Raw genomic sequence first — 17,787 nt, 5'->3', positions numbered from 1 at the left:
AACGCATGATCTTGGTGACGGCCGGATTCGGCAACCAGGGCAAGTTGCTCGTACCGAAACTGCTCGCGGCCGGGCAGCAGGTCCGCGCCTGCGTCCAGTCGAAGAGCTCCGCAGAATCGCTGCGCGCCTTGGGTGTTCAGGACGTCGTGGTCGGAGACATCAGTGAACCGGCGACGATGCAGCGCGCAGTGCAAGGCGTCGACAAGATCTATCACGTCGGCCCGACCGTGCATCCGCGGGAACGCGACATGGGATTCGCCATCGTCGACGCGGCGCGCGCCGAAGGCGTGCAGCACTTCGTCTTCAGCTCGGTGCTCCACGCGATCACCACCGACTTGGTGCAACACGAGATCAAGCGCGACGTCGAGGAACACCTGCTGTCCTCTGGCCTGGAATTCACGATCTTGCAGCCGTCGAACTACATGCTGCCCTTGAAACTTCGGCCGGCGTTCGAGCGCGGCGTGTTCGAGCTGTCCTGGGCACTGGACCGACGACAGTCGATGGTCGACCTTGGCGATGTCACCGACGTCGCCCGCACGGTCCTGACCGACAGCGAGCGTCATGCCGGCGCGACCTACGAACTGGTGGGGCCCGGTCGCTATACCGCGCACGACCTCGGCACCATCATCGCGAGTGTGCTCGGACGTCCCATCGAGGTGCGCCAGATCGATGCCGACACGTATCTCAGGGTCTGGTTCGGCGACGCCGATCCCGCGCAGTTCCCGCACCAGGTCAAAGTTCTTCGCGCGATCTCGGCTCGCTACAGCAGCCATGACTTCATCGGCAACCCCAATGTGTTGACCTGGCTTCTGGGCCGGCCGCCGACGACTTTCGAAGAATATGTGCGCCAGCAGTACGCCACGTTCACTCGCAGTGAGGCAACCAGATGAGGCTCACCGGAAACACCATCCTGATCACCGGCGGAGCCGGCGGCATCGGACGAGCGCTGGCCGAGGAATTTCATCACCGTGGTAACGACGTCATCATTGCGGGGCGCCGCGCAGAAGCACTGAATGAGGTCGTCGCGGCCAAGCCCGGCATGCACGCCGTCGTACTGGACGTGTCCGAGCCGTCCAGCATCGACGCCGCCGTCCCCAGCCTGCTTGCGACGTATCCGGCGTTGAACGTAGTCGTCAACAACGCCGGTGTCATGTACGACGACGATGTCAGTCATCGGCTCGATGACGAGCTACTGACCACGACGATTGCCACCAATCTGCTTGGGCCGCTACGGCTGAACTCGGCGCTGATGGCCCATCTGCGGCAACGGCCCGCCGCCACCATCATCAACGTCTCCTCGATGCTGGGGTACGCACCGCTGGCGACATCGGCGATGTACTCGCTGACCAAAGCCGCCCTGCACTCGTACACCCTGTCGCTGCGTTATCGGCTGCGGGGTTCGTCGGTCACCGTGCTGGAAATCGCTCCGCCCTACGTACAGACCGGCCTACAGGAGAGAAACATGACCGACCCGCGCGCGATGCCGTTGTCGGAGTATGTATCTGAGACCATGGACATCCTGGCCACCGATGAGGTGCAGGTGCTCGTCGAGCGCGCCAAAGCCAGGGCCATTGCTCAGCGGCCGGACGAAGTCGCCGTCATGGAGACCTTCAACGACGTGTTCCTCAGCGGCTAGAGCATTCGGTCAGTTCCCCTTCGGGGGTATCAGCATCGACTGCCACGTCTTGTCCCGGGGTGCAGTGGCAGACAGGTTCGATTGGGTGTGCAACCGCCCCTCCGGGCCGACGTAATTACCTGTGGCTGGATCGTATTGTGCCGCGTCGATGGGTAGCGGGCCCTTCGTAGCCGGAGTGGGCCGCGCGGTGGCGGGTGGGCCCGGTGGAAGCTGCGGAATGTCCTGACCGGACGTGGTGGCGTTGGGATCACCCTTCCAGTCGAATCCGTCGTTGAGCGGTACGTAGTGTTCGTCGCTCTCGCACATCTTGACGGTGGGCGCCCGCTTGCCGGGAACGGTTTGGCACGGATAGTTTCTCGCACCCCGAACACCGAATCGCGCGTCCTGAGGCACCCGGCAGTACAGATCGCCCGGGGCCCGCTCGGGATAGTCCACCATGCTGGGCGCTCGCCACTCCCGTGCGGGCAGGAAACCGGTGGTGCAGACCGGCGGCAGGTTGAGGTTGAGTTGAAAATCCAGGAACAAGCCTTTGTAGTCCTGCTTGGTGTTCAGGTTCGCCATCTCGGTTCCCTGCATGAGGGCGACGCTTTGCGGAAGCAATACCAGTAATTGTTCGATGGCGGGCTGGTAGGTGATCGCCACCTGTCCGAGGCTGACAAGATTGGCCAGCAGCAATGGCAGCGTCGGTTTGAGCCGCTCGAAGAGCTGGCGGCCCTGATCCGCTGCGGCAGCGCCGTTGCGCAGCACACCAGCGACCGAGGCGTCGTGGGACCGGAGCTGATCAGTGATCGACGACAGGTGCCCCGCCCATGCCTGGATCGCGTCGGCCGTCACGACTTGCGAATTGAGAACCGGCCCAATCTGATCGATCAATGCAGTCAGCGAGTCAAGGTTTTGCTCGGAATTTACCGCAATTCGACTGGATCCCTTGACGATCCGCGAAAGCTCCGGACCCAATCCGTGTACCGCGGTGTAGCTTTCGTCGATCGCGGTCTTCAAGTCGCCCTTCGGGATCGCCGCCAGTCCAGTGTTGACGGAGTTCAGCAACGCGTCGATGGCCGGAGGCACCTGGGTGTCGCTCACCTTGATGACGTCACCGTCCTTCAGCAGCGGGGTGTCCGCGGAGCGAGGCAGCAGCTCGACGTACTGCTCACCGATGGCGGACTGACTGTGGACCTCTGCCAGCAGATCCGCGGGAATTGCGATGTCGGAGCTCAGTGACAGCGCCGCTTCAACACCGGTTCCGGTGAGGCGGATATTCTGCACCTCGCCGACTTCGGTTCCCCGATAGGTGACGTTGGCCTTGGGGTATAACCCGGCGGCCTGCCGCAATTCGACGGTGACGGTGTAATGCCCGGCACCGAAGAGCAGGGCAGGCGCATTGATGTAACGGAAGATCAGCACTGCCGCGGCAGCCACCGTGATGACCGCGAAGATGGCCAGTTGGACGGCGACTCGCCGAGTGAGGCGCACCTTAGCGTCCTTCGTCGAAATGGTAGGGAACGACCAACGGATTAGCTGCGGTCGCCGGGCTGGGCATTTGACCAATGGTGCGGCCCCACTGCAGCTCCAGCTCGGTCAAGTTGCCTTCCCATCGGGTACCAGTGAAGAACGAGGTATCGAGACGACTCAATGTCAAGTCGATGATCATCGTGATGTTCACCGCGTCGCCGCGCACGAACTTGGTGATGTTCTCCTTGGGAAAGGGGTAGGTGCTCAGCAGGCTCAGGGACCGCGTCAACGCCGGTCCGGCGTTCGCCAACGATTTCAGCACCGGACCGATGTCCTTGAACTCCTGCACGAGTGCGGCCTTGCTTTTGTTCGCAGAGTCCGCGGCCAGCGCGCTGAACTTTCCGAGCCGGTTGAATGCTTCGGTGAGGTTGTCGCGCTGATCCTTCAGGACGGACAGCGCATCTGGGATGGTCTGTAATGCTTTGTCGACCAACGGTTTCTGGTGAGCGAACTGCCCTGCCAGGTTGTTAACGCCGTCAGTGGCCGCGAGGATGCCGTCTTTCTGTTGGTCAAGGCGGCCGATGAACTCGTCGAGCCGCTGGATCAGGGTGCGCAGATCCTTCTGCCGGCCGGCGAAGGCGGTGCTGAACGCCGTAGTGATGTCCTGGATCTGACCGAGACCGCCGCCGTTGAGCAGCAATGACGCCACCGACAGGGTTTGCTCGGTGCTCGGATACGCGCCGGCGCGCGCCAGCGGGATCACCGACCCGTCATGCAACCGACCTTCCGGCGACACATCGGCCGGGGCGGCCAGCTCGATGTGCAGCGCGCCCAGCAGGCTGGTCTGGCCGACCCTGGCGGTGGAGTTCGCAGGCAGGTTCACGTCTGCGTTGATCGTCATACTGACCAGCGCGTGCCAACCTTGCCGCTCGACCTTTGTTACCGTGCCTACCGTCACGTCGCCCACGCGCACACGGGAGTTCGGCTCGATGTTCGTGACATTCGGGAGTTGTGCCTGCACGTGATAGGAGCCGGGGCCGCCACCCTCGGTGCCCGGCAGCGGTAACGAGTTCACACCTTGCCAGCCACAGCCGGACAGCCAGGTCGCGACCGCTACGAGCGCCACACCGAATATATTGCGGCGCTTGGCCTGTGGCGTCATCGTCCGCCATTCGTAGGAACCATCAGGCCGGACAGCCCGTCGGCAGGGTTGGTCGCCCGCCCCGCTTCGGCCGGCTGCGGCGGCGCGTCCACTGCGGGCGCCTGACCTGTGGGCGGCCGATCCGGTGTCGCCTCGGGTGGTGGCGCGGCGTCCGCCGGCGGAATCGGCCTGTTGTCGGGACGCATCCAGTCTTCGCTGTACGTGACTTCATTCGGCCGGGCCTGAGCATTGACGAAGGGATTGACGCCGATCGGCGGGAAGTTGTACTGGCGGTTCTTGATGATCGGCGCGAGGTACTGCACGCAGAGCTTGGCCGCCTGGGCACTGTTGATTCTGGCTGCGGCCTGAATCGCGCCGCACAGGAACGTGATTGGGTTGTTGAAGTTGTTGAGTCCGAGGATTCCGGTGATCGAGCCGTGAGCCGGTTCGTAGATGTTGTCGAAGTTCTGTAACACGTTGGGAAGGACGTGCAGGGTTTGCTTGATGTCGTCGATGCTGTCGACCAGCGCCGTGGACACCGACGCCAACTTCTCGGATGTGGTGCCCAACGCCTCGCGGTTGTCGGCGACGAACCCGGTCACACCGCCTAGAGCGGCGTTGAAATCGTCGACGGCTCGCGCGATTTCGCCGGGATCATTGGTCAATAGTGATGTCACCGATGCCAGGTTGTTGTTGAGCTGACCCATCAGGTCGGCGCTATCGTGCAGTGCGCTCACCAGCGTCGACAAATTCTTCACCGTGGCGAAGACGTCGTCGCTGTGGTCGCCGAACGTCGAAATCGCCTGTGACAGCTTGATGATGGTGTCGCGGATGTGCTCGCCCTGGCCGCGCAGGTTGTCCGCGCTGGTGCTGACGAACCCGCCGAGCGGACTGACCCCGCGCGGCGCTATGGGTTGCAGGCTCTCGGTGAGTTTCTCCAATTGTTTACGGAAGTCGTCGAATTCGACCGGCACGGCCGTCCGGCTCTGGGGTATCACTGAACCGCTGGCGAGTATGGGTCCGCCGGTGTATGCGGGAGTGAGTTGAATTGCGCGGGAAGTGATCAACTTTGGGGATACGATGACCGCGTTGACGTCTGTGGGTACCTGGTACTTCTTACCGACGGAGAACGTGACCTTCGCGCGTCGCGGTTGTGGTTCGATCCGGTCGATCTGGCCGACCTTCACTCCGAGGATAACCACGTCGTCGCCGACGAAGATGCCGTCGCTGGTGTCGAAGTAGGCGACTACAACGTTTTGGCGCGCCGTCGGCAGCGGCGGCATCATCGCGATTCCGCCGAGCAGCGCCGACATCAACACGATGGCGAGCAGCACCCTGGCGTTGCGACGCGTCACCGTCCGACTCCTGATGACGGTAAGTTCGCCGATCCCGGTTCGCCGGGCGCAGGCACGTAGATCGGCGACGGTCTGGGCGCCGGCATGAGTGCCACTCCCGGTGCCGAGCCTTCGGGTGGCCCCGGGGGCGGACCGCCGGGCGGCGGCGCGGGCGGCGGCTCCCGATATGGATAACGCGGGTCCCCCCGCTTACCGGTGATCGCATCGGGCAGAGTCAGATTCGGTTGCCCACCCTGGCCAGTGCGAGGGTATGGGAGAGGCAACGGAGGGGTTGCCGGTTGACCGGTCTGCGGGTCCGTGCGTTGTGACGGCAGCAGCACGTTCGGGTCGAGTCCGAGGTCGGAGAACGCGGCGTCGATGAAGGGCTGCGTGAACTGTCCGGGCAACAGGTTAGGCACGTACGCCTTGAAGAAGGGGCCGGCCGACACCGACTCGCCCAGGGACATCGCGTAGGCATTGAGCAGCTTGATCGACTGCTGGACCCGGTCTTTGCGGTTGTCGAGGATGGTCAGCACGCCATTGAGCTTGTCCAGCGCGGCGCGCAGTTGTGCGCGGTTGTCGGCGATGAATCCCGACAGCTGCCTCGACAGTGCCGAAATCTTACCGGCGATGTCATCCAGCGCCGAGTGCTGAGTTTGTAGCTCCGCCAGCAGTGCGTTTGCGTTCAGGATCAGACCGACTACCTGATCGCTGCGCTGGGACAAGACGGACGTGACCTTGTTGGAGTTGGCGAGAAGGTTGCGCAGCTCGGCATCGCGGTCATTGAGCGTTTGAGAGAACCGGGCCAAGCCCGCGACCGCTGTCCTCAGTTCCGGTGGCGTGTCTTGAAATGTCTGCGCCAGCGTGCTCAGCGATTCGTTGACCTGGTCGGTCTTGAGGCTCTTGATGGTTTGGGACAGATCGCCGAGGACGTCGGGTAGTTGGTAGGCCGGTGTGGTGCGCTCCAACGGGATCGGCCCGGTCAGGTTGCCGTCGCCGCGCGGGGTGAGCTCGAGTACCTTCGCGCCGAGCAGGCTCTTGGCTTTGATCGCGGCCTCGGTGCGGTCGCCGAGCTGGATGTCCTTTCGCACGTTGAACTTGATCAGCACCCGGGCTCCGTCGAGTTCCACACTTGTCACCGCACCGACTTGGAAGCCCGAGACACGAACCCGCGCAGTCGAGTTCAGGCCGTTTGATTCGGCGAAGTAGGCGGAGTATTCGCGGTTTTGCGCGGTGAATATCGGTAGCTTGTCGTACTGCAACGCCGCCAGCACAGTCACCGCGGCCGCGACGGCGCCGATCACGCCGACCACCGTCAAGTTCCGCTCGGCGAATGACTTCATTGCGGCGTACACCGTCCCGTGCTCTGGCCGGCCACCTTCACGTACACGGGCTGACCACCTTTGCCATTGAGTTTGAGCACCGCGTCACACAGATAGAAGGTGAAGAAATCGCCGTACATCCCCTGCCGGGCAATCGCCCGATACGCGTCGGGCAAGGTATTGAGCAGGTCGTCCACATAGTCGTGGTCTGCCATGACGATGGTGTTCGCCCGATCGGACTGTGCGACTGCTTCAGCGAACGGCGGCCGCACCTGGCGCAGCAGATCGGCGATCGTCCCCGCCGCGGCGTCGCCGTAGGCGACCGCCGCGCTGATGTCGCCTTTTCGCGCCGCGAGCCGCTCGATCAGCGAGGCCAATGAAGAGACTGTCTTGTCGAACTGTTGACTTTGCCTCCCGACCGAGGCCAGCACGGTGTTGAGGTTGACGATCACCTGCCCGATTACCTCGTCCCGGTTTGCCAGCGTGTCGGTCAATGCAGCCGTTTGGGAGAGGAAGGATCCGACGGCCTCGCCCTGGCCCTGAAACGCTTGAATCAGCTGTCCGGTAAGGCTATTCACCTGCACAGGGTCCAGCGCCCGAAACAGCGGTCGAAATCCACCGATCAACGCATCGAGGTCAAGCGCCGGCTCGGTTCGCTCGACCGGAATGGTTTGGTGAGGATTGAGACGCGCGACCCCCCCAACGCCTTCCTGCAGTTCCAGGTAGCGGTCGCCGAGCAGGTTCTCGTAGCGGATCAGCGCTTTGGTGCCCTGGCTCAGCACCACCGTGTCGTCGGCGGAGAACTCGACCGCCAGAATGTTGCGGGCTCTTATCGAAATGTGTTTGACCTTGCCGACTTCCACCCCGGCAATGCGCACCAGGTCGTTCTCCTTCAGACCGCTGATGTTGGTGAAATCAGCGGTGTAGGTCTGGCCCGGCTGAAACCGCCACTGCGCGAATACCGCGAACAGTGCCACCGCCACCAGGGTGCATACCGCAACGAAGACACCGAGACGCCACAGCGCGCTCGCGAGGTTGTCTCTCATTAGCTGCTTCCTGGCTGCTTTCGGGTGGTCAGGGTGAGGGCGGTGCGCCGGGAGCCGATGAGTACAGCGGACTTCCGTCGGGCGCGTAGAGCGGCGCGCCGTAGGGAGGCGCACCCGGATACGGCACGGGACCCACTGCGGGCGGTCTCACTCCGTGGACGCTCGGCGGTTGGGGTATTCCACGTGTTACGGGGAAGTAATTCACCCACCAGGGGTGGCCGATGCCGGGGTTGGGACGGATGTCCAAGCCGGTACCCCAGCCGGTGTTGGTGACAAGTTGGCGTATCGGCCAGTTCTTGGAGGCGTCGGGCAGTGAACCGCACCCCGGTCGGCCACCGGGACCGCCCTTGGCGGCCACGACCGGCAGGTTGTCCGGGTAGCGGTAAGGGTCGTCACCGAAGAGAAACGCATCGTCGATCAAGATGGTGCGGCCGTCGCCGCCTGCGGCTTGGTAAGCGCCGTTGTCCAGCGTCCACTTGGCACCGGTGAGCAGGCAGGTGTACTCCGGGTTGTACTTGAACAACAGATCTGTCGTTGGTTTCAGACCATTGATCGCGTTGACGAGATTGTTTCGGTTGGGGGCGACGAGGTCGATACCGGTTTGGGAGAAACCAATCGTGTTGAACAGCAAAGCATCTAGATCGGCGGCGTGACTGGTGATTGTCGCGCTGGTCACGCTGGCGGCGTCAAGGGTCGCCAGAATGTCAGGCGCCGCGGCGCCGTAGGCATCGGCGGCACGCTTGAGTGACCGCCAGTCCTGGGCCACCGTGTTCATCCGCGGGTTCAGCGCGCCGAAGACGTTGTTGGCGGCGGTCGTGGCCTTCCCGATGGTCTGGCCCTGACCGCGGACTGCATCGGCCAAGGCGCTCAGTGTTGCATTCAGCTTCGGTGGGTCAACCTGGCGCAGGACGTCGATCAGGCTCTGGAAGACGGTGTTGACTTCGGTGGTGACATTTTCGGACTGCAGTACGGCGCCGGCCGAAATATGTTGTCGACTTGGCGTTTTCGGGTCCACTAGGTCGACGTACTTGGCGCCGAAGGCGGTGGTGGCGCGAATTCGCGCCTTCGCATTGACTGGTATGGAAGCGACCTCGTCGGGAAACAAGTCCAACTGGAGCCGAACGGCTCCGGGTTCAGGTCCTGCCTCGACGCGAGCGACCCGACCCACCGGCACACCGCGCATCTTGACCGCAGCGCCCGGTTCCATGACGAGGCCCGCGCGATCCGATGTCAGTGTGACGGGCACATAGGAGGTGAACGTCCCGGCGAAAATTGCCAAACACAACCAAGTTCCGGCTGATATTGCAGCGACCAGCAACGCGGTCCACCACCCCGGGTGAACCCGGTACTGCTCAGCTGCGAGGTCCACCGTTCAACCCGACAGGTGGAACTTGCCGGTCTGGCCGTAGATGGCCAATGAGAGAAACACGATCAACGCCGCCGACGACACCAACGAGGTACGCACCGCCCGGCCCACGGCCTCACCGACCCCCGCCGGCCCTCCCGACGCGTGGAATCCGTAATAGGTGTGTACCAGCATGATGACGACGGCCATCGCGACGGCGATCAAGAACGACCAGATCAGATCCATCGGGTAGAGGAAAGTTTTGAAGTAGTGGTCGTACACGCCGGCGGACTGGCCGTAGATCACGGTGGTGCTGAATCGGGCCGATGCGAAGGCGGAAAGCACCGCGACGCCGTATAGCGGGAGCACGACGATTACCCCTGCGACGACGCGAGTGGATACCAGATATCCGATCGCGCGGATACCCATCACTTCGAGAGCGTCGATCTCCTCGTTGATCCGCATCGCGCCCAGTTGAGCGGTGGCACCCGCGCCGATGGTGGCGGCCAGCGCAACCCCGGCGGTCAACGGCGCCGCCAGCCGAACATTGAAGTACGCCGACGCAAACCCGGTCAGTGCCTCGACGCCAATATCGGCGAATTGGTTGTAGCCAGCCACCGCGACCAGAGCCCCGGTCGTCATGGTCAGGAAGCCGACGATAACTACGGTTCCGCCGATGACCGCCAGCGCGCCGGTCCCCAAGCCCATCTGCGCGATGAGGCGAAGCAGCTCGGAACGGTAGTACAGGACAACATCCGTGGTGTGTCCGATGGTCTTGATGTAGAAACGGGCTTGAATGCCAACTCGGGTCCAGCCGTCGGCGCATCGCCGGACCGTGTTTGATAGCCGTGGAAGCCGACCGCTCGCGACTGTCACAGCGTCACCTTCACGCCGACCGCGGTCGCGATGATGTTGATCGCGAACAGAGCCACGAAGGTATAGACCACGGTCTCATTGACGGCGTTACCGACGCCGGCAGGCCCGCCCTTGACCGAAGTGCCCTTGTAGCAGGCGATTAGCCCAGCAGCCAGACCGAAGAGTGCGGCCTTGATCATCGCCAATATCAGATCGGGAGCCCGAGTGAGTACGGTCAAGCCCGCCCCGTAAGCGCCCGGGGTCACGTGTTGGACGAACACGGAGAACGCGAAACCGCCGACCAGCCCAACCAGGATCACGACTCCGGCCAGCAGCACCGCGACGAGCGTCGCGGCGAGCACCCGCGGCACCACGAGGGCCTGAATGGGATTGATGCCCATGACGCGCAGCGCGTCGAGTTCCTCGCGGATCGCGCGGGCTCCCAGGTCGGCGCACATTGCGGTGGCACCGGCGCCGGCGACTACCAAGACCGTCACGATCGGACCGATTTGAGTGACGGTGGCGAACGCAGCCGTGGTACCGCTGAAATCGGCGGCGCCGAACTCCAGAAGCAGGATGTTGAAGGTGAAAACCACCAGGACGGAGTAGGGCACGGCCAACATGACCGTCGGCACCAGCGAAACCCGAGCCACGAACCATGCCTGGCCGACGAATTCTCGCCACGCGAACGGCCGGCGCGGGAGAGCAACCAGCGTGTCGAGTGCCATCGCGAAGAATCCGCCTAGAGCTGAGGCGGGCTTCCACGCCGGGGTCAATGCAATCATGAGTTAGTCACCCCGGCAACGGCTTTGACCAGAACGCCGTCGGCGTCCAACCGGATGGTTCGACGCCTGGGATCGCGCAACAGCAATCCAGCTCGCACATGCGGCGCACCCTCCTGCTAATTCACCATGCTGAATCAGCCCGACTTTCAGTAGTCTGGGGCGACCGGGGCTACGTGTCAATACATTCAGCATTATTGAACATGTTGGATTTGCCGCGCGGCCGGTATTCTGTTGCGGCTGGCACACAGCGGAAGGCGAGTTTCATGACGACCGACCCACCCGCCCTGCGGCGCAAGGATTGGGAGCGCCCGCGTTTCGATCGCCATCAGACGCGCCCAGAACAGGCGGCCGAACACTTGGCCGCGGTGGCCGCTTCAGCCGAGCCCGGTGATCGGCTCGGAACCAAGGAGGAGCTACGGGTCAGTTGCGGGGTGGCGGTCAGCACATTCAACGAGGCACTGCGAATGGTTCAGGCACGTGGGCTGGTCACCGTACGATCGGGCCCCGGGGGTGGCTTGTTCGCCAGCCGCCAGTCACCAATGGTGCGCCTCGGCAATTCGATGCTGACCCTCGATGACGATGCCGCCTCCGTTGCTGAAGCCATGCGACTGCGCGAAGCTTTAAATCCATTGCTGATCGAGGACGCACTGGAACACGCGTCGGCTCACGACATCGCCGCTCTACGTAACCACTTGGACCACATGAAGGTCGCCGTCGGCAATGTCGATGGCACCGCCTTCGCGCGAGCGGGCCGAAACCTTTACGCCCGGATGGCCGACATAAGCCCGAGCGCCATCCTGCGATCGTTGTATCCAATGCTGCTCGACGTCATCGAGTCGCACCTGCTGTCAGCGCAGCCCGTCGAAGATGAGCATCTACCCGATGACATTCACGCTCGCTACGAATTTCACGCCACATTGGTCGAGGCGATCGCCGACCGTGATCTGCGCGCTTTGGACTTGATCCGCGAACACAACACGTTGTAGCCAAGCGGTCCGGGGCACCCCTCCATCTCGTTCCCGTTCAGTCCCGTTCGTTATATGCGGCTAAACTCTCGGGTATTGACGGCGTCAAGAGCGGTAACTCGATTGGGATGCAAGGTGTGCGACCACCCAGCAATCAACGAGGGTCGTGCACCGTTGAGGATCATTGACCGGGCGAGGTCCGTAAGGCGGCGAAGCGACTGCCCGCCGTTGGGCGATTCGGCTGGACAGCGGACAACTCACCTTTGTTGATAGCGCCAACCTCGCCGCGGAGTGACCGGTGCCCGCAGCCCTACGCCGACAGCGCGGGAATAACGAGCGTGTCGATGACCTGTCGAATGAACTCCCCATCCACGGTTTGCCCTTTGAGCACCCTTAGCAGGCCCATTGCGGTGAGGGCATCGGCGACCAGGGACCAGTCGCGGTCGGCGTCGATCTCACCACGAGCTTCGGCACGGGCCAGAATATGAGAGATGATGCGACCGCCCCTCAACAACATCAGATCGTCGAGAGCCGGAGCGAGCTGTGGGTCACGGGTGGCTTCTAACGCGACGCGCAGCACGAGGTCGTTGGTGATCAACTCGTTGTCGTTACGTACCGCCCGCTCGATGAGTGCTTCCATGTCACCGGCCAAGCTCCCGGTGTCCGGGGCGTCGTCGGTGCGCAGATCGGGCCGCCAGTAGACCAGGGTGTCGGTGATCAACGCCGCTTTCGACGACCAGCGCCGGTAGATTGCGGCCTTGCCGACGCCGGCGCGCGCAGCGATGTCATCCATGTTGGTGGCGTCGTAGCCGTTTTCGGTCAGTGCGGCGAGAGCGGCGTTGAGGATCGCGGGATCACGGGATCGGTCCAGCCGGCCATCCGTGCGTTGGCGAAGGCTCGATTCCGTGTCTGCCATGTGTAACTCCGATCCGGTGCGTATCACCGTTGCCAACCGAGAGCGTGCCAGATAGCGATACCGGCTGCGCGCGTTAAACCCTGGTCAGTTGTGGGATGGGCGCCGTGTTGGTCTCTGACTCGGGAGCCTGCGCTTTCATCCGGAAGGTGTTCAGCGGCCACCAGAACCAGCGGCCCAACGCGGCGGCGATCGCCGGGGTCATGAAGGCCCGCACGATAAATGTGTCGACGAGCAGGCCCATCCCGATCGCGGTGCCGAACTGCCCGATCACCCGCAGGTCGCTGACGATCATCGACGCCATGGTCGCTGCGAATATGAGGCCAGCCGCGGTGACGACGCGGCCGGAGGCACCCATGCCGCGGATGATGCCGGTGTTGAGGCCGGCCGGGATTTCTTCTTTCAGCCGGGAAACCAGCAGCAGGTTGTAGTCGGACCCCACGGCCAGCAGGATGATGACCGTCAGCGGCAGCACGATCCATTGCAAGCCCAGCCCGAGGATGTCCTGCCAGAGCAGCACGGAAAGACCGCATGCGGTGCCCAGCGATGCCAGCACGGTACCGACGATCACCAGCGAGGCCACCAAGCTGCGGGTGATCAGCAGCATGATCGAAAAGATCAGGATCAGCGTCGCGATGCCGGCGATTGTCAGGTCGATCACGACCCCGTCCTGCATGTCGCTGTACATCGAAGCCGTACCGGCCAGCGAGACCTTCGCTGATTCCAGCGGAGTTCCCTTGATGGCATCGGCGACCGCCTGCTTGATGCCCTGGACGTGCCGGATTCCCTCCACCGACGCGGGGTCTCCCTGGTGGGTGATGATGAACCGGACCGCCTTACCATCCGGCGACACGAACATTTTCAGTCCGCGCTTGAAGTCGGGGTTTTGGAATACTTCCGGCGGGAGATAAAAGCTGTCGTCGTTCTTCGCTTGGTCGAAGTAGTTGCCCATCATCGTTGAGCCTTCGGCGGCTTCTTGCATATGGCGCTGAATGCCTGCCATGGAGCTGTGAGTCGACATTATGGCGTCACGCATCGTCTTCATCGAATCGATGATCCGCGGAAAATCGGCCAGCAACTGAGGCATCAAACGATCGAGGTGGTCGAAATCGGTTGTGAGGCCGGTAAACTTCTCGGAGATCTCGTCGATGCCGTCCAGCGCATCAAAGATGGATCGCAACGACCAGCACATCGGAATATCGAAACAGTGCTTCTCCCAATAGAAATAGCTGCGGATGGGTCTCCAGAAATCGTCGAAGTCAGCGATGCGGTCCCGCAGTTGGTTGGTGGTGTCCAACAGTTCGTGCGTTTTGCCGACCATACTGTGAGTCGTGTCAGTGAGGTCCTTCATGACGCCATACATGTGCTCCATGACACTGAGCGTTCTGCCCAACTCGTCTGCCTGCTGGAGCATCGACGCCATGCTGTCGTTCATGAATTTCGCCGTCTGCAGGGTGCTGGAACTATTCATGGCCACCACGAAGGGCAGCGAACTGTGCTCGATCGGCGCACCGAGAGGGCGGGTGATCGTTTGCACCCGCCCGATGCCGCGCTCATGGAAGACGCTCTTGGCAATTCTGTCGATGATCAGCATGTCCGCCGGATCGCGTAGATCATGGTCGGCTTCGACCATCAGCAATTCCGGATTCATGCGCGCCTGGGAGAAATGCCGCTCGGCCGCGGTCTGAGCGACGTTGGCCGCGATGTCCGGTGGGGTGAACTTCTTGTCGTTGTAACTCGGGACATACGTCATCAGACTGACGAAACCGATCACCGCGATAAACGATGTCACGACAATAATCGGTTTCGGCCACCTCGTCACGGCGGTACCGATTTTGCGCCAACCCCGTTCCGACACTTGACGTTTCGGATCGAAAAAACCAAACTTGGACGCGATCGTGAGTAGGGCCGGAGCCAGCGTCAGACCTGCCAGCATTGTCACCACCAACGCGATGGCGCACGGAATCCCCATGGTCTGGAAGTACGGAAGCTTGGTTGCAGTCAGGCACAGGCAGGCGCCCACGATCGTCAGACCCGATCCCAGGATGACGTGCAACACGCCGTTGTAGGCGCTGTAGTACGCCTGTTCTCGATCTTCGCCACGGGATCGGGCTTCGTGGTACCGGCCCAACAGGAAAATGAAATAGTCAGTTCCTGTGGCGATGGTCAGCATCGTGACCATGCTGACGGCGTACGGGGTCAGGCCGATGATGTTCAGATTCCCGGCAGTCGCCACGATGCCTTCGGCGGCATAGAGCTCGAAGCGGACCAGCATCAGCGTAAGGATCGCGTTCTTCAGCGAGCGGTAAATGAATAGCAGCATCACAAAGATGACGCCGATCGTGACCGTAGTCATCAAGTTCATGCTGTTGTGTGCGGCGATAAGTGTGTCGGTGTTGAGCACGGTGTTGCCGGCCACATAGGCCTTGACACCCGGCGGCGGCGGGACGCTTTTGACGATCTTGCGGACCTCGGCGACCGACTTGTGAGCGGGAGTGGTGCCCTGTGCACCGTCGAGGAAGACCTGCACGTAGGCGGCTTTACCGTCCGGGCTTTGGGAGCCGGCGGCGGTCAGCGGATCACTCCAGAAATCCTGAACGTGCTGGACATGCTTGCTCGCCTTGAGCTTGGCGACGATCTTGTTGTAAAACACGTGCGCGCTGTCGCCGAGCTTGCCATCGCCTTCCAACACGACCATCGCCGTGGAGTCCGTGTCGAACTCCTGGAACTTGTGGCCGATGTTCATCATGTCCTTGAACGCCGGCGCATCTCGCGGAGTCATGGGCACCGAGTGCTTCCCCGCCACCTCGCCGAGTTCGGGGGTAAACAACGTGGTGCCCAACGCCACGAGGAGCCAGAGCAGGACGATCGGCAAAGCCAGGACGCGGAGCAGGCGGGCGGTGCGGGACCGGCGGCCGGGCTCGTTGCTCATACGGATTTCACCAAGCAGTAGATGAAGGGCTGGTATTCGTCGATCGAGCGATCGTCGCGGACTTCTCCGTCGACGATGACCCGGCATCGGATGTGCTGCATGTCTTTATCGCCTTGCGCGACGATGTTCGCCGCCATCGACGGCAGCGTTGTCACGATGGTGTACGACCACGGCAGCGGTGCGTGGTCGACGAGGTGAGGCTGGCCATCCTGATCCAGGTAGTTGACGCTGACAGTGCCGCCCGACGGCGCCGTGACCTCGTAAGTGATGTGTTTCGGGTTGAACGGCTTCGTATCGTCGCCGTTTGCGTCGCCGCCTGATACGTAACCGTTGGTGCCGAAACTGTCGCGGACCCGGAGCACGACATACCCGCCCAGTGTGACAACGACGATAAGAAGCAACGGCATCCAGGCCTTCTTGAGCAGTTGAAACACCCGCCAACTCCTCCTCTGCCCAACTACCGCCGAGCCCGGCGCAACACCGAGTGAACCGCCAGCGCATGTACGACACGACGTGCGGTACCAAACCCTAGACGGAACTCAAGTTCCGTATGCGAGACGGTCAAGACTTTACTCTCCCTCGGGCAGTTCGGCCCTACGGAGGCTGCCGTCTCCCTGCCGCCACCAGCAGCCGGATGTCTGGCCGATGCGACGAAGCATAAGCAACGGCTGTGGCATGAAACCGGCACTCGGAGCGATCTACGGGTGCCGTTTCTTATTAGTGGCGGGGACAGTGTCTGGTTCCAGGACATAAGCACCTGCAGGTAGCTGCTGGCGTCCCTGCCAGTGGCAGCCCGAAGCGACACCCGCGTGGCTGGTGAACTGAACCGCGCTGGCCGGCCGATAGATGAACGGCGTGGATGCCCGATTTCTTTGACCTTCGTCCAGCAGAGTCTCAAGGTGGGCCTTGTCGGTGTACCAGCCCCACCCCAGGGAGCAAACTGGAGCCGAAGTCTGCTGGCTGGGTCGCCGGCTCATAGGCCCGCCTTCTGGGCGGCGCACAGGAGTTCACGGTGGTGCTCCAGCTCTTCCCACTGCTGCTCGGGTTCGCTCGGAGCGAGCAACAGCAAAACCCGGTTGAAGCCCATGCTGACGAGCTCGGCAACTCGGGCGACGCTGCCCTCCACACCAGCGAGGGTGTAGGCGGTGATTACGGTCAAATCGAGGTCGCTCATCGGCCGGCCCTTCCGTGACGACTCCGTGCGGAGGTTCGCCAGGCCTCCGACGAGGTCGGTGTGCAGCCCGTCCAAGGGGAGCCATCCGTCGCAGTACTCGACGATGTGGCGGGCGATCATCGGACCGGCGGCGGCACCGATCAGCACCGGCGGTCCGCCGGGCTGGACAGGTTTCGGCCAGCAGTACAGGGGGTCGAAGTCGACGAAGTCCCCGTGGAACTCCGCGATCTCGTTGCCCCAGATCTCCCGCACCGCGAGCATCCGTTCCCGGGTGATCCGCCAGCGGTCCTTGTGCTCGACGCCGTGATCCCGGAGTTCCTCAGCGCTCCAGCCCGCGCCGATTCCGAGGACCAGCCGGCCGCTCGACACCAGGTCCACACAGCTGGTGGCCTTGGCGAGGATGATCGGGTTGTGCTCGGGCACCAGACAAACCGAGGTCCCGACTTTGATCCGCTCAGTGACAGCCGCGGCCGCCGTCATAGAGATAAACGGGTCGGAGATCTCGCGGTAGTAGTCCGGCATTTCGACCTCGAGCACAAACTTCGTCTCGCGGTTGGTAGGCACGTGGGAGTGCTCGCCGAAGAACACCGACTCGAAGCCGGTTTCCTCCGCCCAGCGCGCAAGCTCCGCTGGCTGGATCGTGTAGTGCGTCTGCATGGAGCAGATTCCGATGTCGACCATTAGAAGATGCCGATCGCGGCATCGGGCAGTCCCAGCAGGTGGGCGACTGTGGAGTGGTGCATGTCGGTGGTGCCTTCGATGATCAGCCCGCCCACGGCGTCGCGGTGCAGCCCCTCCAGCCCGGTTTCGCTCGCGTAACCTGTGCCACCGTGCAGGGTGATGCATTCCTGGGTGACCGTCGTCGCCATCTCGGTGACCCATGGTTT

General features: G+C 62.7%; 16 protein-coding genes. 3 read left to right on the top strand and 13 right to left on the bottom strand.

The annotated features are described in order from the left end of the window. The first annotated feature begins 5 nt into the window (after positions 1 to 5). Together WAN02_RS24695 and WAN02_RS24690 are read left to right on the top strand one after the other, a co-directional pair. A complete protein-coding gene (locus WAN02_RS24695) occupies positions 6 to 890 on the top strand; it encodes an SDR family oxidoreductase (protein WP_422267326.1) in 885 nt (294 codons plus the stop codon). Further along, positions 887 to 1,636 (top strand): SDR family oxidoreductase, encoded by a 750-nt coding sequence (locus WAN02_RS24690; protein WP_422267324.1) that lies wholly within the window; start codon positions 887 to 889, stop codon positions 1,634 to 1,636. Before WAN02_RS24695 ends, WAN02_RS24690 begins: the two co-directional genes overlap by 4 nt. 9 nt (positions 1,637 to 1,645) lie before the next feature. On the opposite strand, the gene WAN02_RS24685 is transcribed toward WAN02_RS24690, so the two are convergent. Genes WAN02_RS24685 through WAN02_RS24650 form a run of 8 tightly spaced genes read right to left on the bottom strand, consistent with a single transcriptional unit; the run spans position 1,646 to position 10,916 of the window. Next, entirely contained in the window at positions 1,646 to 3,109 is a 1,464-nt protein-coding gene (locus WAN02_RS24685; protein WP_422267323.1) for an MCE family protein, read from the bottom strand. A gap of 1 nt (position 3,110) precedes the next feature. Beyond that, a complete protein-coding gene (locus tag WAN02_RS24680; RefSeq protein WP_422267321.1) occupies positions 3,111 to 4,250 on the bottom strand; it encodes an MCE family protein in 1,140 nt (379 codons plus the stop codon). Then, positions 4,247 to 5,584, bottom strand: coding sequence for an MCE family protein (locus WAN02_RS24675; RefSeq protein ID WP_422267319.1), 1,338 nt, complete (start codon positions 5,582 to 5,584; stop codon positions 4,247 to 4,249). The genes WAN02_RS24680 and WAN02_RS24675 overlap by 4 nt, the downstream gene beginning before the upstream one ends. Further along, positions 5,581 to 6,906, bottom strand: a complete 1,326-nt coding sequence (locus WAN02_RS24670) for an MCE family protein (protein WP_422267318.1) — start codon at positions 6,904 to 6,906, stop codon at positions 5,581 to 5,583. The genes WAN02_RS24675 and WAN02_RS24670 overlap by 4 nt, the downstream gene beginning before the upstream one ends. After that, a complete protein-coding gene (locus WAN02_RS24665; RefSeq protein ID WP_422267316.1) occupies positions 6,903 to 7,931 on the bottom strand; it encodes an MCE family protein in 1,029 nt (342 codons plus the stop codon). The genes WAN02_RS24670 and WAN02_RS24665 overlap by 4 nt, the downstream gene beginning before the upstream one ends. A gap of 28 nt (positions 7,932 to 7,959) precedes the next feature. Further along, on the bottom strand, positions 7,960 to 9,300 hold the full coding sequence (locus tag WAN02_RS24660) for an MCE family protein (RefSeq protein WP_422267314.1): 1,341 nt from the start codon (positions 9,298 to 9,300) through the stop codon (positions 7,960 to 7,962). Between the two features lie 3 nt (positions 9,301 to 9,303). Next, positions 9,304 to 10,152, bottom strand: coding sequence for an ABC transporter permease (locus tag WAN02_RS24655; RefSeq protein WP_422267312.1), 849 nt, complete (start codon positions 10,150 to 10,152; stop codon positions 9,304 to 9,306). Further along, a complete protein-coding gene (locus WAN02_RS24650; protein WP_422267310.1) occupies positions 10,149 to 10,916 on the bottom strand; it encodes an MlaE family ABC transporter permease in 768 nt (255 codons plus the stop codon). Before WAN02_RS24650 ends, WAN02_RS24655 begins: the two co-directional genes overlap by 4 nt. Before the next feature lie 263 nt (positions 10,917 to 11,179). On the opposite strand from WAN02_RS24650, the gene WAN02_RS24645 reads away from it, so the two are divergent. Next, positions 11,180 to 11,902 (top strand): FadR/GntR family transcriptional regulator, encoded by a 723-nt coding sequence (locus tag WAN02_RS24645; protein WP_422267308.1) that lies wholly within the window; start codon positions 11,180 to 11,182, stop codon positions 11,900 to 11,902. A gap of 289 nt (positions 11,903 to 12,191) precedes the next feature. Here the strand turns inward: WAN02_RS24645 and WAN02_RS24640 are convergent, their stop codons facing one another. The 5 genes from WAN02_RS24640 to WAN02_RS24620 form a co-directional block, all read right to left on the bottom strand. Next, a complete protein-coding gene (locus tag WAN02_RS24640) occupies positions 12,192 to 12,797 on the bottom strand; it encodes a TetR/AcrR family transcriptional regulator (protein WP_422267306.1) in 606 nt (201 codons plus the stop codon). 73 nt (positions 12,798 to 12,870) lie between these two features. Further along, a complete protein-coding gene (locus tag WAN02_RS24635) occupies positions 12,871 to 15,726 on the bottom strand; it encodes an RND family transporter (protein ID WP_422267304.1) in 2,856 nt (951 codons plus the stop codon). Further along, positions 15,723 to 16,160, bottom strand: a complete 438-nt coding sequence (locus tag WAN02_RS24630) for an MmpS family transport accessory protein (protein ID WP_422267302.1) — start codon at positions 16,158 to 16,160, stop codon at positions 15,723 to 15,725. Before WAN02_RS24630 ends, WAN02_RS24635 begins: the two co-directional genes overlap by 4 nt. Positions 16,161 to 16,699: 539 nt before the next feature. Continuing rightward, entirely contained in the window at positions 16,700 to 17,581 is an 882-nt protein-coding gene (locus WAN02_RS24625) for an LLM class F420-dependent oxidoreductase (protein WP_422267300.1), read from the bottom strand. Continuing rightward, positions 17,581 to 17,787 (bottom strand): acyl-CoA dehydrogenase family protein (locus WAN02_RS24620; RefSeq protein WP_422267298.1); only part of this gene is annotated, 207 nt, incomplete at its 5' end. The genes WAN02_RS24620 and WAN02_RS24625, both read right to left, overlap by 1 nt.

Origin of the sequence: Mycobacterium sp. (assembly GCF_049281135.1) — a bacterium.
GTDB lineage: Bacteria > Actinomycetota > Actinomycetes > Mycobacteriales > Mycobacteriaceae > Mycobacterium.
This window is presented reverse-complemented; position numbering and strand designations above follow the sequence as displayed.

What these genes read in the sequence shown, in the direction of transcription:
- WAN02_RS24670 (WP_422267318.1), bottom strand. Translation starts at nt 6,906, where the DNA reads ATGAAGTCATTCGCCGAGCGGAACTTGACGGTGGTCGGCGTGATCGGC.
- WAN02_RS24680 (WP_422267321.1), bottom strand. Translation starts at nt 4,250, where the DNA reads ATGACGCCACAGGCCAAGCGCCGCAATATATTCGGTGTGGCGCTCGTA.
- WAN02_RS24640 (WP_422267306.1), bottom strand. Translation starts at nt 12,797, where the DNA reads ATGGCAGACACGGAATCGAGCCTTCGCCAACGCACGGATGGCCGGCTG.
- WAN02_RS24665 (WP_422267316.1), bottom strand. Translation starts at nt 7,931, where the DNA reads ATGAGAGACAACCTCGCGAGCGCGCTGTGGCGTCTCGGTGTCTTCGTT.
- WAN02_RS24645 (WP_422267308.1), top strand. Translation starts at nt 11,180, where the DNA reads ATGACGACCGACCCACCCGCCCTGCGGCGCAAGGATTGGGAGCGCCCG.
- WAN02_RS24695 (WP_422267326.1), top strand. Translation starts at nt 6, where the DNA reads ATGATCTTGGTGACGGCCGGATTCGGCAACCAGGGCAAGTTGCTCGTA.
- WAN02_RS24625 (WP_422267300.1), bottom strand. Translation starts at nt 17,581, where the DNA reads ATGGTCGACATCGGAATCTGCTCCATGCAGACGCACTACACGATCCAG.
- WAN02_RS24635 (WP_422267304.1), bottom strand. Translation starts at nt 15,726, where the DNA reads ATGAGCAACGAGCCCGGCCGCCGGTCCCGCACCGCCCGCCTGCTCCGC.
- WAN02_RS24650 (WP_422267310.1), bottom strand. Translation starts at nt 10,916, where the DNA reads ATGATTGCATTGACCCCGGCGTGGAAGCCCGCCTCAGCTCTAGGCGGA.
- WAN02_RS24690 (WP_422267324.1), top strand. Translation starts at nt 887, where the DNA reads ATGAGGCTCACCGGAAACACCATCCTGATCACCGGCGGAGCCGGCGGC.